Origin of the sequence: Streptomyces sp. NPDC005931 (assembly GCF_042871235.1) — a bacterium.
Taxonomy (GTDB): Bacteria; Actinomycetota; Actinomycetes; order Streptomycetales; family Streptomycetaceae; genus Streptomyces.
On the sequence record NZ_JBIAIG010000004.1, the window covers coordinates 117,080 to 132,843 of the forward strand.

Annotated in this window: 13 protein-coding genes; all 13 read left to right on the forward strand. The window is 69.7% G+C overall.

The window, feature by feature from the left end; genetic code table 11:
- The 13 genes from ACFYOV_RS11605 to nuoN are packed head-to-tail and all read left to right on the forward strand — an operon-like array spanning position 1 to position 15,741.
- Positions 1–555 carry an NADH-quinone oxidoreductase subunit B family protein gene (locus tag ACFYOV_RS11605; RefSeq protein WP_030494814.1) on the forward strand — a complete coding sequence of 185 codons (555 nt, stop codon included), beginning with the start codon at positions 1–3 and terminating at the stop codon, positions 553–555.
- A complete protein-coding gene (locus tag ACFYOV_RS11610) occupies positions 552–1,307 on the forward strand; it encodes an NADH-quinone oxidoreductase subunit C (RefSeq protein ID WP_389085923.1) in 756 nt (251 codons plus the stop codon). Before ACFYOV_RS11605 ends, ACFYOV_RS11610 begins: the two co-directional genes overlap by 4 nt.
- Positions 1,304–2,635, forward strand: coding sequence for an NADH-quinone oxidoreductase subunit D (locus tag ACFYOV_RS11615; protein WP_389085925.1), 1,332 nt, complete (start codon positions 1,304–1,306; stop codon positions 2,633–2,635). Before ACFYOV_RS11610 ends, ACFYOV_RS11615 begins: the two co-directional genes overlap by 4 nt.
- Positions 2,632–3,540: an NADH-quinone oxidoreductase subunit NuoE gene (gene nuoE, locus ACFYOV_RS11620; RefSeq protein WP_389085927.1), complete on the forward strand. Its 909-nt coding sequence runs from the start codon at positions 2,632–2,634 to the stop codon at positions 3,538–3,540. The genes ACFYOV_RS11615 and nuoE overlap by 4 nt, the downstream gene beginning before the upstream one ends.
- Entirely contained in the window at positions 3,540–4,886 is a 1,347-nt protein-coding gene (nuoF, locus tag ACFYOV_RS11625; RefSeq protein WP_389085930.1) for an NADH-quinone oxidoreductase subunit NuoF, read from the forward strand. Before nuoE ends, nuoF begins: the two co-directional genes overlap by 1 nt.
- Positions 4,883–7,387 carry an NADH-quinone oxidoreductase subunit G gene (locus tag ACFYOV_RS11630; protein WP_389085932.1) on the forward strand — a complete coding sequence of 835 codons (2,505 nt, stop codon included), beginning with the start codon at positions 4,883–4,885 and terminating at the stop codon, positions 7,385–7,387. The genes nuoF and ACFYOV_RS11630 overlap by 4 nt, the downstream gene beginning before the upstream one ends.
- Positions 7,384–8,754, forward strand: coding sequence for an NADH-quinone oxidoreductase subunit NuoH (gene nuoH / locus ACFYOV_RS11635; protein WP_389085934.1), 1,371 nt, complete (start codon positions 7,384–7,386; stop codon positions 8,752–8,754). Before ACFYOV_RS11630 ends, nuoH begins: the two co-directional genes overlap by 4 nt.
- On the forward strand, positions 8,747–9,388 hold the full coding sequence (gene nuoI, locus ACFYOV_RS11640; protein ID WP_389085936.1) for an NADH-quinone oxidoreductase subunit NuoI: 642 nt from the start codon (positions 8,747–8,749) through the stop codon (positions 9,386–9,388). Before nuoH ends, nuoI begins: the two co-directional genes overlap by 8 nt.
- Positions 9,385–10,227, forward strand: a complete 843-nt coding sequence (locus ACFYOV_RS11645) for an NADH-quinone oxidoreductase subunit J (protein ID WP_389085939.1) — start codon at positions 9,385–9,387, stop codon at positions 10,225–10,227. The genes nuoI and ACFYOV_RS11645 overlap by 4 nt, the downstream gene beginning before the upstream one ends.
- Positions 10,224–10,523, forward strand: a complete 300-nt coding sequence (gene nuoK, locus ACFYOV_RS11650; RefSeq protein WP_004927567.1) for an NADH-quinone oxidoreductase subunit NuoK — start codon at positions 10,224–10,226, stop codon at positions 10,521–10,523. The genes ACFYOV_RS11645 and nuoK overlap by 4 nt, the downstream gene beginning before the upstream one ends.
- A gap of 15 nt (positions 10,524–10,538) precedes the next feature.
- The gene (nuoL, locus tag ACFYOV_RS11655; RefSeq protein WP_389085941.1) at positions 10,539–12,509 is read left to right on the forward strand and encodes an NADH-quinone oxidoreductase subunit L; all 1,971 of its coding nucleotides are present in this window, start codon (positions 10,539–10,541) and stop codon (positions 12,507–12,509) included.
- Positions 12,510–12,514: 5 nt separating this feature from the next.
- A complete protein-coding gene (locus tag ACFYOV_RS11660; RefSeq protein WP_389085943.1) occupies positions 12,515–14,086 on the forward strand; it encodes an NADH-quinone oxidoreductase subunit M in 1,572 nt (523 codons plus the stop codon).
- Positions 14,083–15,741, forward strand: coding sequence for an NADH-quinone oxidoreductase subunit NuoN (gene nuoN, locus ACFYOV_RS11665; RefSeq protein ID WP_389085946.1), 1,659 nt, complete (start codon positions 14,083–14,085; stop codon positions 15,739–15,741). The genes ACFYOV_RS11660 and nuoN overlap by 4 nt, the downstream gene beginning before the upstream one ends.
- Positions 15,742–15,764 lie beyond the last annotated feature (23 nt).

Here is a 15,764-nt window from a genome sequence, read left to right on the forward strand (position 1 = left end):
ATGGGACTCGAAGAAAAGCTGCCGAGCGGCTTCCTGCTGACCACCGTCGAGCAGGCCGCGGGCTGGGTGCGCAAGGCGTCGGTCTTCCCGGCCACGTTCGGCCTCGCCTGCTGCGCCATCGAGATGATGACCACCGGTGCCGGCCGCTACGACCTGGCGCGCTTCGGCATGGAGGTCTTCCGCGGCTCACCGCGGCAGGCGGACCTGATGATCGTCGCCGGCCGGGTCAGCCAGAAGATGGCGCCGGTGCTGCGGCAGGTCTACGACCAGATGCCGAACCCCAAGTGGGTGATCTCCATGGGGGTCTGCGCCTCCTCGGGCGGCATGTTCAACAACTACGCGATCGTCCAGGGCGTCGACCACATCGTCCCCGTCGACATCTACCTCCCCGGCTGCCCGCCGCGGCCCGAGATGCTGATGGACGCCATCCTCAAGCTCCACCAGAAGATCCAGGGCTCCAAGCTCGGGGTGAACGCGGAGGAAGCGGCCCGCGAGGCGGAGGAGGCGGCGCTCAAGGCCCTGCCCACGATCGAGATGAAGGGGCTGCTGCGATGAGCGACGCCAACGGCACCGCGCGCGACGCGGGCGGCGTGAACCCCGAGAAGGATCTCTCCGCCGAGAACCTCCCCGGCCGGCGCGGCCAGGGCGGGGAGGAGATCCGCGTCCAGCGCGGCATGTTCGGCGCCAACAACGGCGGCGACACCTCCGGCTACGGCGGCCTGGTCCGCTCGGTCCGGCTCCCGGGACCGGCGGTCCGCCCCTACGGCGGCTGGTTCGACGAGGTCGCCGACGAGCTGGAGGGCGCGCTGGAGGAGCAGGGACTGCTCCCCGGGAACGCCATCGAGAAGACGGTCGTCGACCGCGGCGAGCTCACCTTCCACATCGAACGCGAGCACCTGGTCCGGGTCGCCCGGACGCTGCGCGACGACCCGGCGCTGCGGTTCGAACTGTGCACCGGCGTCAGCGGCGTGCACTACCCGCAGGACAAGGGGCGCGAGCTGCACGCCGTCTACCACCTGCGCTCGATCACCCACAACCGGCTGATCCGCCTCGAGGTCAGCTGCCCCGACAGCGACCGGCACATCCCGTCCCTGTGCTCGGTCTACCCGACGAACGACTGGCACGAGCGCGAGACGTACGACTTCTTCGGCATCGTCTTCGACGGCCACCCGGCGCTCACGCGGATCATGATGCCGGACGACTGGCAGGGCCATCCGCAGCGCAAGGACTACCCCCTCGGCGGCATCCCCGTCGAGTACAAGGGCGCCCAGATCCCGGCTCCGGACCAGCGGAGGTCGTACTCATGAGCACGCACACCCCGTCTTCCGCGTCGGCCCGCGAGACCACCGAAGGCACCGTCTACACCGTCACCGGCGGCGACTGGGACGAGGTCGTCCAGTCCGCGGCCCGCGCCGACGACGAGCGCATCGTCGTCAACATGGGTCCGCAGCACCCGTCGACCCACGGAGTGCTCCGCCTGATCCTCGAGATCGACGGGGAGACGGTCACCGAGGCCCGCTGCGGCATCGGCTACCTCCACACCGGCATCGAGAAGAACCTCGAGTACCGCACGTGGACCCAGGGCACCACGTTCGTGACGCGCATGGACTACCTGACGCCGTTCTTCAACGAGACGGCGTACTGTCTCGCGGTCGAGAAGCTCCTCGGCATCGAGGACCAGGTACCCGACCGCGCCTCGATCATCCGCGTGCTGCTCATGGAGCTGAACCGGCTCTCCTCCCACCTGGTGTGCATCGCCACCGGCGGTATGGAGCTCGGTGCCACCACGATCATGATCTACGGGTTCCGTGATCGTGAACTCATTCTCGACATCTACGAGCTCATCACGGGCCTGCGGATGAACCACGCGTACATCCGCCCCGGCGGACTCGCCCAGGACCTGCCGCCCGGCGCGGTGGACCAGATCCGCGAGTTCGTGAAGAAGATGAAGAAGAACCTCCCGGAGTACGACAAGCTCGCCACCGGGAACCCGATCTTCAAGGCCCGCATGCAGGACATCGGCTACCTCGACCTGGCCGGCTGCATGGCCCTCGGCGTCACCGGCCCGATGCTGCGCTCCACCGGCCTGCCGCACGACCTGCGCAAGACCGAGCCGTACTGCGGCTACGAGACCTACGACTTCGAGATCCCGACCGCGGACACCTGCGACGCCTACGGCCGCTTCCTGATCCGGCTGGAGGAGATGCGCCAGTCGCTGCGCATCGTCGAGCAGTGCCTGGACCGGCTCCAGCCCGGACCGGTCATGGTCGCCGACAAGAAGATCGCCTGGCCCGCCCAGCTCGCCCTGGGACCGGACGGACTGGGCAACTCCCTCGACCACATCAAGAAGATCATGGGCACCTCCATGGAGGCCCTGATCCACCACTTCAAGCTGGTCACCGAAGGCTTCCGCGTCCCGCCGGGACAGGCGTACGCGGCGGTCGAGTCGCCCAAGGGCGAACTCGGGGTGCACGTCGTCTCCGACGGCGGCACCCGCCCCTACCGGGTCCACTTCCGGGACCCGTCCTTCACCAACCTTCAGGCCATGGCGGCGATGTGCGAGGGCGGCCAGGTGGCCGACGTCATCGTCGCCGTCGCGTCCATCGACCCCGTGATGGGAGGCGTCGACCGGTGACCACCTCATCTTCGGACCGGGGCGTCAGCCTGGGCATGCCCGAACTCCCGGCACCCGCCTACCCGGAGGACGTCCGGGTCCGGCTGGAGACCGACGCGCGCGAGGTCATCGCCCGCTACCCGGACTCCCGTTCCGCCCTGCTGCCGCTGCTGCATCTCGTGCAGGCGGAGGAGGGCCATGTCTCGCGCACCGGCATGCAGTTCTGCGCGGACATGCTCGGCCTGACCACGGCCGAGGTCACCGCGGTCGCCACCTTCTACACCATGTACCGGCGCCGGCCGGGCGGCGAGTACCAGGTCGGGGTGTGCACCAACACCCTGTGCGCCGTCATGGGCGGCGACGCGATCTTCGAGGAGCTCCAGGACCACCTGGGCGTCGGCAACGGCGAGACCACCGACGACGGCAAGGTCACCCTGGAGCACATCGAGTGCAACGCGGCCTGCGACTTCGCTCCGGTCGTGATGATCAACTGGGAGTTCTTCGACAACCAGACGCCGGAGAGCATGAAGCGCCTGGTCGACGATCTGCGCGCGGGACGCCTGGTCATGCCCACGCGCGGGGCGCCGCTGTGCACCTTCAAGGAGACGTCGCGGATCCTGGCCGGCTTCCCCGACGAGCGGCCCGGGGCCGTCGAGGCGGGCGGCAGTGCCGGACCCGCGTCCCTGGTGGGCCTCCGCCTGGCCAAGGGAGAGGCCGCGCCCGCGCGCGTGGTCCATCCGCGTGGCGAGGGACCCAGGGACGAGGCGCCGCACGACCCGTCGCCGGCGGAACACCTGAGCTCGCACGACGCGCCGCAGGACACATCGGCCTCCGACCCCGCCCACCCGTCACCCACCACCCGTGACGGAGGGGGCTCGCCTCGCCCCTCCGATGCGGCGGGACCCGTTGCCGAGGAGGGGGAGTGATGACCTTGGCACCCGAACTCAAGGACACCAGCCCGGAGAAGCTGCTCGCACCCGTGCTGTCGGCCTTCTGGGACGAGGAGAAGTCCTGGACGCTCGACGTCTACCGGAGGCACGAGGGGTACGAGGGGCTCCGCAAGGCGCTGGCCATGTCCCCCGACGACGTGATCGCGTACGTCAAGGAATCCGGTCTGCGCGGGCGCGGCGGCGCCGGCTTCCCCACGGGCATGAAGTGGCAGTTCATCCCGCAGGGTGATGGAAAGCCCCACTATCTCGTTGTCAACGCCGACGAGTCGGAGCCCGGAACGTGCAAGGACATTCCGCTCCTCTTCGCGAACCCGCACAGCCTCATCGAGGGCATTGTCATCGCCTGTTACGCGATCAGGTCTTCGCACGCCTTCATCTATCTGCGGGGTGAGGTCGTCCCCGTACTGCGGCGGCTGCACACGGCCGTGCGCGAGGCCTACGAGGCGGGCTTCCTGGGCGAGAACATCCTGGGCAGCGGACTCGACCTCGAGCTCACCGTGCACGCGGGCGCGGGCGCGTACATCTGCGGTGAGGAGACCGCACTGCTCGACTCGCTGGAAGGCCGCCGTGGTCAACCGCGGCTCCGTCCCCCCTTTCCTGCCGTCGCGGGCCTCTACGCGTGCCCGACTGTGGTGAACAACGTCGAATCCATCGCGTCGGTTCCCGCCATCATGAACCGGGGCAAGGAATGGTTCCGCTCGATGGGAAGCGAGAAGTCCCCCGGCTTCACGCTGTACTCCCTCAGCGGGCACGTGGCCGGCCCCGGCCAGTACGAGGCGCCGCTCGGTATCACGCTGCGCCAGCTCCTCGACATGAGCGGCGGCATGCGCCCCGGTCACCGGCTGAAGTTCTGGACACCGGGCGGCTCCTCCACGCCGATGTTCACCGACGAGCATCTCGACGTCCCCCTCGACTACGAGGGAGTGGGCGCCGCCGGTTCCATGCTCGGCACGAAGGCCCTCCAGTGCTTCGACGAGACGACCTGTGTCGTCCGGGCCGTGACCCGCTGGACCGAGTTCTACGCCCACGAGTCCTGCGGCAAGTGCACGCCCTGCCGCGAGGGCACCTACTGGCTCGTGCAGCTGATGCGCGACATCGAGGCCGGCAAGGGCCGCATGTCCGACCTCGACAAGCTGAACGACATCGCCGACAACATCAACGGCAAGTCCTTCTGCGCCCTCGGCGACGGCGCCGCCTCGCCGATCTTCTCCTCGCTCAAGTACTTCCGCGAGGAGTACGAGCAGCACATCACGGGGCGGGGCTGCCCCTTCGACCCGGCCAAGTCGACGGCCTGGGCCGACCGCACGGAGGTGAACGCATGACCGTGACCAGCAGCGCTCCCTCCGGTGGGGGAGAGGCGGCGGTACCGCCCGAGGACCTCGTGACGCTGACCATCGACGGCATCCAGATCAGCGTGCCCAAGGGCACCCTGGTCATCCGGGCCTCGGAGCAGCTCGGCATCGAGATCCCGCGGTTCTGCGACCACCCCCTCCTCGACCCGGCCGGCGCCTGCCGCCAGTGCATCGTCGAGGTGGAGGGCCAGCGCAAGCCGATGGCCTCCTGCACCATCACCTGCACCGACGGGATGGTGGTCAGGACCCACCTCACCTCGCCGGTCGCCGAGAAGGCCCAGAAGGGTGTGATGGAGCTCCTGCTCATCAACCACCCGCTGGACTGCCCGGTCTGCGACAAGGGCGGCGAGTGCCCGCTGCAGAACCAGGCCATGTCGCACGGCAACGCCGATTCCCGCTTCGAGGGCAAGAAGCGGACCTACGAGAAGCCCGTCCCGATCTCCACCCAGGTACTGCTCGACCGCGAGCGGTGCGTGCTGTGCGCCCGCTGCACCCGGTTCTCCCACCAGATCGCGGGCGACCCGATGATCGAGCTGCTGGAGCGCGGCGCCCTCCAGCAGGTCGGCACCGGCGAGGGCGACCCGTTCGAGTCGTACTTCTCCGGCAACACCATCCAGATCTGCCCGGTCGGTGCACTCACCTCGGCGGCCTACCGGTTCCGCTCCCGCCCCTTCGACCTCATCTCCTCGCCGTCGGTGTGCGAGCACTGCTCCGGAGGCTGTGCCACCCGCACCGACCACCGCCGCGGCAAGGTCATGCGGCGCCTCGCCGCCGAGGACCCCGAGGTCAACGAGGAGTGGATCTGCGACAAGGGCCGCTTCGCCTTCCGCTACGCACAGCTGCGGGACCGCCTGGACACGCCGCTGGTGCGCAACGCCGAGGGCGAGCTGCAGCCCGCCTCCTGGCCCGAGGCGCTTCAGATCGCGGCCCAGGGGCTGCTGGCCTCCCGGGGCCGCACCGGTGTCCTCACCGGCGGGCGGCTCACCGTCGAGGACGCCTACGCGTACAGCAAGTTCGCGCGCGTGGCGCTCGACACCAACGACATCGACTTCCGCGCGCGGGTGCACAGCAGCGAGGAGGCCGACTTCCTCGCGGCCCGGGTCGCCGGCCGCGGCAGGGACCTGGACGGCACGGGTGTCACGTACACCGCGCTGGAGAAGGCGCCCGCCGTCCTGCTCGTCGGGTTCGAGTCGGAGGAGGAGGCGCCCGGCGTCTTCCTGCGGCTGCGCAAGGCGTGGCGCAGGCACGGGCAGAAGACCTTCGCCCTGGCCACGCACGCCACGCGCGGCCTGGAGAAGGCCGGCGGCACACTCCTGCCGGCGGCTCCCGGCACCGAGACCGAATGGCTGGACGCGCTGGCGAGCGGCGTCGGCCTGGAGGGGGACGGCGCCATGGCCGCCGAGGCGCTGCGCGCCGAGGGCGCGGTGATCGTCGTCGGCGAGCGGCTCGCGGCGGTACGGGGCGGCCTGACCGCCGCCGTGCGGATGGCCACCGCGACCGGGGCCCGGCTGGTGTGGATCCCGCGCCGGGCGGGGGAGCGGGGTGCCGTGGAGGCCGGTGCGCTGCCGTCGCTGCTGCCGGGCGGGCGGCCGGCGACCGACCCGGGTGCGCGGGAGGAGGTCGCCGCCCTCTGGGGCGTCGCCGAACTCCCGCACCGCTACGGTCGCGACACCGGACAGATCGTCGAGGCCGCGGTGCGCGGTGAACTCCAGGCCCTGCTCGTCGCGGGCGTCGAGGTGGCCGACCTGCCCGACCCGGCACGCGCGCGTGCGGCACTCGCCGAGGCCGGCTTCGTGGTCTCGCTGGAGCTGCGGCCCAGCGAGGTCACCGAGCTCGCCGACGTGGTGCTGCCCGTCGCGGCGGTCGCCGAGAAGGCCGGCACCTTCCTCAACTGGGAGGGCCGCGTGCGGCCCTTCGAGGCGGCGCTCAAGCCCGACCAGATGACCCGTCGGCTCCCGCCCACCGACGCGCGCGTGCTCCAGATGCTCGCCGACGCCATGGACGTCCACCTGGGCCTGCCCGACCTGCGCACCGTACGCGCGGAGCTCGACCGGCTCGGCGCCTGGGACGGCCCGCGGGCCACCGAGCCCCTGGAGACCGCGGGCGCGCTGCCCCGGCCGGCCGCCGGGGAGGCGGTCCTCGCGGGGCACCGGCTGCTGCTCGACCAGGGCGTCCTCCAGAACGGCGACGAGGCGCTCGCCGGCACCCGGCACGCCGCACGCGCGCGTGTGTCGGCCGCCACGGCCGCCGAGGTCGGCGTCAAGGACGGCGACCTGCTGTCGGTGACCGGCACCGCCGGAACCGTCGAACTGCCCCTCACGGTCACCGAGATGCCCGACCGCGTGGTGTGGCTCCCGCTGAACTCCACCGGTGGCGGTGTCGCCTCCGACACCGGGGCACAGCCCGGCTCCCTCGTCCGCATCGGCCCGGCGGCCCTCGCCGGCGAGGCCCCCAAGGAGGTGGAGGCATGAGCCCGTACCTCGCCGCTGAAGACCTCTCGATGTTCGGCCGCGACCCCTGGTGGCTGGTCGTCGTCAAGGCGGTGTTCTGCTTCGCCTTCCTCATGGTGACGGTGCTGATCGCCATCGTGATGGAACGCAAGGTCGTCGCCTGGATGCAGCTGCGCATCGGCCCCAACCGGCACGGGCCCTGGGGCATGCTCCAGTCGCTCGCCGACGGCGTGAAGCTGATGCTCAAGGAAGACGTCATCGTCAAGCGCGCGGACAAGGTGGTGTACGTCCTCGCGCCGATCGTCGCCGCCGTCCCGGCGTTCATGGCGATCGCGGTGATCCCCTTCGGGCCCGCCGGGAACGAGATCTCGGTCTTCGGCCACCGCACCACGATGCAGCTCACCGACCTGCCGATCGCGATGCTCTACATCCTCGCGGTCGCCTCGGTCGGCATCTACGGCATCGTCCTGGCGGGCTGGAGCTCCGGCTCCACGTATCCGCTCCTGGGCGGCCTGCGGTCCTGCGCGCAGATGATCTCCTACGAGATCGCCATGGGTGCCGCGTTCGCGTCCGTCTTCCTCTACTCGGGGTCGATGTCGACGACGGCGATCGTCGAGCAGCAGAACGACCGCTGGTACATCCTGCTGCTGCCGGTCTCGTTCATCCTCTACGTCGTCACCATGGTCGGCGAGACCAACCGCGCCCCCTTCGACATGCCGGAGTCCGAGGGCGACCTGGTCGGCGGCTTCAACACCGAGTACTCGTCGATCAAGTTCGCGATGTTCATGCTCGCCGAGTACATCAACATGGTGACCGTCTCGGCCGTCGCCGTGACCCTCTTCCTCGGCGGCTGGCGGGCCCCCTGGCCGGTCAGCACCTTCTGGGAGGGCGCCAACCACGGCTGGTGGCCACTGCTCTGGTTCGTGCTGAAGGTCCAGCTGTTCCTGTTCATGTTCGTCTGGCTGCGCGGCACCCTTCCACGCGTCCGGTACGACCAGCTGATGAAGCTCGGCTGGAAGGTCCTCATCCCGGTCTCCCTGGTGTGGCTGATGCTCGTCGCCACCGTGCGGGCCCTGCGGAACGAGAACTACGACTTCGCCGACATCGCCCTCTACATCGGTGGGGGCGTCCTCGCCCTGCTGCTGCTCTCCTTCGTCGCCGACATGTTCCGGGAGAAGGCCAAGGAGACCGAGAAGCCCACCGCCCCGACCGCCTTCGACCCGATGGCGGGCGGGTTCCCCGTACCGCCGCTGCCGGGTCAGGAACTGCCGCGGGTGCCGCGGCGCCGCTCGCGGCGCGAGGCGGAACTGATTGTCAGTGGTGGGTCCGATACTCACAGTGACGGACCGCTGGGATCTACGGATGGAAAGGAGGCGTCCGATGGCTGAGGAGCCCAAGGAGACCAAGCCCGGTTTCCAGAACCCCGTGGCCGGCTTCGGCGTGACCTTCAAGGCCATGTTCAAGAAGCGGCTGACCGAGCAGTACCCGGAGCAGCAGAAGACCACGGCTCCGCGCTTCCACGGACGGCACCAGCTCAACCGCCATCCGGACGGCCTGGAGAAGTGCGTCGGGTGCGAGCTGTGCGCCTGGGCCTGCCCCGCCGACGCGATCTACGTCGAGGGCGCGGACAACACCGACGAGGAGCGCTACTCGCCCGGCGAGCGGTACGGCCGCGTCTACCAGATCAACTACGCCCGCTGCATCCTGTGCGGCCTGTGCATCGAGGCGTGCCCCACGCGCGCCCTCACGATGACGAACGAGTTCGAGCTGGCCGACTCCAGCCGCGCCAACCTCATCTACACCAAGGAGCAGTTGCTCGCCGGTCTGGAGGAGGGCATGGTCGACACCCCGCACGCCATGTACCCGGGCACCGACGAACAGGACTACTACCGGGGTCTGGTCACCGAGGCCGCCCCCGGTACGGAGCGGCAGGTCGCCCACTCCAGGGGTGAGGTCGTGCAGGAGGCCGCCTCGACCTTCGGCGAGGAGGAGCCGGCGTCGGAGAAGGTGATCCGCCGATGACCGAGCAGCTCGCCGCCTACTCCACCTCCACCGGAGAGGCCGTCCAGTTCTGGATCCTCGGCACCGTCGCCGTCATCGGCGCCCTGTGCACCGTCTTCATGAAGCGGGCCGTGCACAGCGCGCTCTGCCTCGCCGGCACCATGATCATCCTGGCTGTCTTCTACCTCGCCAACGGCGCCTACTTCCTGGGCGTCGTGCAGATCGTCGTCTACACCGGCGCGATCATGATGCTGTTCCTGTTCGTCGTGATGCTGGTGGGCGTCACCGCGGCGGACTCCTTGAAGGAGACCATCAAGGGCCAGCGCTGGCTCGCCCTGCTGAGCGGTCTCGGCTTCGGCATCCTGCTGGTCGGCGGCATCGGCAACGCCTCGCTCACGGAGTTCAACGGCATCGGCCGGGCGAACGCGAACGGCAACGTGGAGGGCATCGCGTCCCTCCTCTTCACCAAGTACGTCTTCGCCTTCGAGATCACCGGCGCCCTGCTCATCACGGCCGCCGTCGGTGCCATGGTGCTCACCCACCGCGAGCGCACCGAGCGGGCCAGGACGCAGCGGGAGCTCGCCGAACAGCGCGTCCGCGAGGGCACGTACCTGCCGCCGCTGCCGGCCCCGGGTGTCTACGCCCGGCACAACGCCGTGGACATCGCGGGTCTGCTGCCCGACGGCACCCCGTCCGACCTCACCGTCAGCAAGACGCTGCGCGACCGCGGCCAGGTCCGTGACGTCTCGCAGGAGGCGCTCAACGACCTGCGGGCGCTGGAGCAGCGCGCGGAGGAGCGGCTGGAGCGCCGGGCGATCGAACCGACGACGTTCAAGCGGGCCGAGGAGGCGTCGAAGTGAACCCGGTCAACTACCTCTACCTGGCCGCCCTGTTGTTCACGATCGGTGCCACCGGCGTGCTGATCAGGCGCAACGCCATCGTCGTCTTCATGTGCGTGGAGCTGATGCTCAACGCCTGCAACCTCGCGTTCGTCGCCTTCTCCCGGATGCACGGCAACCTCGACGGGCAGATCATCGCCTTCTTCACGATGGTCGTCGCCGCCGCGGAGGTCGTGGTGGGGCTCGCGATCATCGTGTCCCTGTTCCGTTCCCGCCACTCGGCCTCGGTCGACGACGCCAGCCTGATGAAGCTGTAAGGGGCGCTGGACCGAATGAACACAGAGAATCTGATGGCGCTGCTGGTGGCGGCGCCCCTGCTCGGAGCCGCGGTCCTGCTGTGCGGCGGCCGTCGGCTGGATGCCGTCGGCCACTGGATCGGCACGGCCCTCGCGGGTGTCTCCTTCGTGCTCGGCCTGGTGCTCTTCACCGACCTGCTCGGCAGGGGCACCGAGGAACGCACGCTCACGCAGCACCTGTTCAGCTGGATCCCGGTGGAGGGCTTCCAGGCCGACGTCGCCTTCCGGCTGGACCAGCTGTCCATGACGTTCGTCCTGCTGATCACCGGCGTCGGCTCGCTGATCCACCTGTACTCGGTCGGGTACATGGAGCACGACGAGCGGCGCCGCCGCTTCTTCGGCTACCTCAACCTGTTCCTCGCGGCGATGCTGCTGCTCGTCCTCGCCGACAACTACCTGCTGCTGTACGTGGGCTGGGAGGGCGTCGGTCTTGCCTCCTACCTGCTCATCGGCTTCTGGCAGCACAAGCCCAGCGCCGCGACGGCCGCGAAGAAGGCCTTCCTGGTCAACCGCGTCGGTGACATGGGGCTGTCGATCGCGATCATGCTGATGTTCCTGTGGTTCGGCACCTTCGCCTTCGAGCCGGTGCTCGGCAGCCACGGTGAGGCGGGCCTCGCCGGCGCCGCCGGGGAGGACAAGCTCACCGCGATCGCGCTGATGCTGCTCCTCGCCGCCTGCGGCAAGTCCGCCCAGGTGCCGCTCCAGTCCTGGCTCGGTGACGCGATGGAGGGCCCGACCCCGGTCTCGGCCCTGATCCACGCCGCGACCATGGTGACGGCGGGCGTGTACCTGATCGTCCGCTCCGGGGCCGTCTTCAACGGTGCGCCCGACGCACAGCTGGTGGTCACCATCGTCGGCGCGGTCACGCTGCTGTTCGGTGCGATCGTCGGTTGCGCGAAGGACGACATCAAGAAGGCGCTGGCCGGCTCGACCATGTCGCAGATCGGCTACATGGTGCTCGCCGCGGGTCTCGGCCCCATCGGCTACGTCTTCGCGATCATGCACCTGGTGACGCACGGCTTCTTCAAGGCCGGGCTGTTCCTCGGGGCCGGTTCGGTCATGCACGGCATGAACGACGAGGTCGACATGCGCCGCTACGGCGGACTGCGCAGGTACATGCCGATCACGTTCGTCACCTTCGGCCTCGGCTACCTCGCCATCATCGGCTTCCCGGGCCTGTCCGGCTTCTTCTCCAAGGACAAGATCATCGAGGCGGCGTTCGCCAAGGGCGGCACCGAGGGCTGGATCCTCGGCGCCTGCGCCCTGCTGGGCGCGGCCATCACCGCGTACTACATGACGCGCGTGATGCTGATGACGTTCTTCGGCGAGGAGCGCTGGCGCAACGCCCCGACGCCGTCCCCGGCCCGGCCGGACGTGGAGCCGGCCGCCGAGACGCGTGGCGAGTACGCCCCGCCGCACCCGCACGAGTCGCCGAAGGTCATGACGATCCCGATGATCGTGCTCGCCGTCGGGTCGGTCGCGGGCGGTGCCTTCTTCAGCATCGGTGACCGCTTCCTGCACTGGCTCGAGCCGATCACCGGGCACGACCACGGGCACGCCCCGATCAGCGCCCTGACGGTCACGATCTCCACGGTGGCCGTGATGGTCGTCGGCGTGGCGCTCGCCTGGGCCCAGTACGGGCGCCGTCCGGTCCCGGCCGTGGCCCCGCGCGGGTCGCTCCTCACCCGGGCCGCCCGGCGCGACCTGCTCCAGGACGACTTCAACCACGTGGTCCTGGTCCGCGGCGGCGAGCACCTGACGCGCTCCCTGGTCTACGTCGACCACACCCTGGTCGACGGGGTCGTCAACGGCACGGCGGCCTCCATGGGCGGCCTGTCCGGGCGGATGCGCAGGCTGCAGAACGGCTTCGCGCGGTCCTACGCGGTCTCGATGTTCGGCGGCGCCGCCGTCCTGGTCGCCGCGACCCTGCTGATGAGGGCGGTCTGATACCGATGTCCTTTCCTCTGCTGACAGCGACGGCGGCGCTCCCGGCCATCGGGGCGATCGCCACGGCCGCGGTACCGGCCGCCCAGCGCACGGCCGCCAAGTGGCTGGCGCTGCTGTTCTCGCTCGCCACCCTGGTGCTGGCGATCACCGTCCTGGTGCGCTTCGACCCGGACGGCGACCGCTACCAGCTCACCGAGTCCCACGCCTGGATCGCGGACTTCGGGGTCCGCTACGAACTGGGCGTGGACGGCATCGCGGTGGCGCTGATCGCGCTGACCGCCCTGCTGATCCCGTTCATCGTCCTCGCGGGCTGGCACGACGCCGACCCGCTGGAGACGGGAAGCCGGAGGTGGCGGCCGACGCAGGGCTTCTTCGCCCTGATCCTGGCCGTCGAGGCGATGGTGATCCTTTCCTTCGAGGCCACCGACGTCTTCCTCTTCTACATCTTCTTCGAAGCCATGCTGATCCCGATGTACTTCCTCATCGGAGGTTTCGGGGACCGTGCCCACGAGCACGGCGAGCAGGCCGCGGCCACACAACGGTCGTACGCGGCGGTGAAGTTCCTCCTCTACAACCTGGCCGGCGGTCTGATCATGCTGGCCGCGGTGATCGGTCTGTACGTGGTCGCGGGGAACTTCTCGCTCACGGAGATCGCCGAGGCGCGGGCCAACGGCTCGCTGGACATGGCGACCACCACCGAGCGCTGGCTGTTCCTCGGCTTCTTCTTCGCCTTCGCGGTGAAGGCGCCGCTGTGGCCGCTGCACACCTGGCTGCCCAACGCCATGCAGGAGTCCACCGCCCCGGTCGCCGTGCTCATCACGGCGGTCGTGGACAAGGTGGGCACCTTCGCGATGCTGCGCTTCTGCCTCCAGCTGTTCCCGGAGGCGAGCAAGTGGGCCACGCCGGTGATCCTCGTGCTGGCGGTCGTCAGCATCATCTACGGGGCGCTGCTCGCGGTCGGCCAGCGCGACATCAAGCGGCTGATCGCGTACGCGTCGATCTCGCACTTCGGCTTCATCATCATGGGCATCTTCGCGATGACCAGCCAGGGCCAGTCCGGGGCGACGCTCTACATGGTCAACCACGGCATCTCGACCGCCGTGCTGATGCTGATCGCCGGCTTCCTGATCTCGCGGCGCGGCTCGCGGCTCATCGCCGACTACGGCGGTGTGCAGAAGGTCGCACCGGTACTCGCCGGCACCTTCCTGATCGGCGGTCTGGCGACCCTGTCGCTGCCGGGGCTCGCGCCCTTCGTCAGCGAGTTCCTGGTCCTGGTCGGCACGTTCACGCGCTACCCGGTGATCGGCATCATCGCCACCTTCGGCATCGTCCTGGCGGCGCTCTACACCCTCGTCCTCTACCAGCGGACGATGACCGGCCCGGTGAAGCCCGAGGTCTCCGCGATGCCGGACCTGCGGGTGCGCGAGATCGCGGTGGTGGCCCCGCTGGTGGTGCTGCTGGTCTTCCTGGGCGTCTACCCGAAGCCCGTCACGGACATCGTGAACCCGGCGGTGAAGCAGACCATGTCCGACGTTGAGAAGAAGGACCCCCGGCCCGAGGTGGAGGCGGCCAAGTGAGCGCAACAGCCGTCCACAGCCTGTGGACAACGGCGGCAACCGCGGCCGACCCGATCTCGAAGATCGATGCGCCGAAGATCGAGTACGGGCAGCTCGCGCCCACCCTGATCGTCGTCGGTGCGGCGATCGTCGGGGTGCTCGTCGAGGCGGTCGTGCCGCGCAAGTCGCGTTACTACGTACAGACGTTCGTCGCCGCCGTCGCCCTCGTCGCCGCCTTCGCCGCGGTGGTGGCGCTGGCGGCCGACGGGTACGGCACGACCAAGGCGGGCATCGCGGCGATGGGCGCCATCGCCGTCGACGGGCCCGCCCTGTTCCTCCAGGGCACCATCCTGCTGTCGGCCCTGGTGGGCCTGTTCACCTTCGCCGAGCGGCGGCTCGACCCGGCGGCACACGGCAACCGCGTGGACTCCTTCGCCGCGCAGGCCGCGTCCGTGCCGGGCAGCGACAGCGAGATGAAGGCGGTCAAGGCCGGCTTCACCACCACCGAGGTGTTCCCGCTGCTGCTCTTCGCGGTCGCCGGCATGCTGATCTTCCCGGCGGCCAACGACCTGCTGACGCTCTTCGTGGCGCTCGAGGTCTTCTCCCTGCCGCTGTACCTGTTGTGCGCGCTGGCCCGCCGCAAGCGGCTGATGTCGCAGGAGGCAGCGGTCAAGTACTTCCTGCTCGGCGCGTTCGCCTCGGCGTTCACGCTGTTCGGCATCGCGCTGCTGTACGGCTACGCGGGCTCGATGTCGTACGCCACGATCGCTCAGGTCGTCGACGGCACGGTCCAGGACGTCAACCCGGCTCTCGCCGACACCATGGGCAACGACGCGCTGCTGCTCGTCGGCGCCGCTCTGCTGATCATGGGCCTGCTGTTCAAGGTCGGCGCCGTCCCCTTCCACATGTGGACGCCCGACGTGTACCAGGGCGCGCCCACGCCGGTGACGGGCTTCATGGCCGCGGCGACCAAGGTGGCCGCGTTCGGCGCGCTGCTGCGGGTGCTGTACGTGGTGCTGCCGGGGCTGCGCTGGGACTGGCGGCCGGTGATGTGGGCCGTGGCGATCGTCACCATGCTCGCCGGTGCGATCGTCGCGATCACCCAGACCGACATCAAGCGGCTGCTGGCGTACTCGTCGATCGCTCACGCGGGCTTCATCCTCGCCGGTGTCATCGCGGTGACGCCGGACGGTGTCTCGTCCGTGCTCTTCTACCTGGCGGCCTACTCGTTCGTGACGATCGGGGCGTTCGCGGTGGTCACGCTGGTGCGGGATGCGGGCGGCGAGGCCACGCACCTGTCCAAGTGGGCCGGTCTCGGCCGCCGTTCGCCGCTGGTGGCGGCGGTGTTCGCGGTGTTTCTGCTCGCCTTCGCCGGCATCCCGCTGACCTCCGGGTTCGCCGGCAAGTTCGCCGTGTTCAAGGCGGCGGCGGAGGGCGGGGCGGCCCCGCTGGTCGTGGTCGGCGTGATCTCGTCGGCGATCGCGGCGTTCTTCTACATCCGGGTGATCGTCCTGATGTTCTTCAGCGAGCCGCGCCCCGAGGGTCCGACCGTAGCGGTGCCGTCCCCGCTGACGATGACGGCGATCGCCGTCGGTGTGGCGGTCACGGTGGTGCTCGGCGTGGCACCGCAGTACTTCCTGGACCTGGCGGGTGACGCGGGCGTCTTCGTCCGCTGACCCGTCCGCCCGCCCGTCGGCAC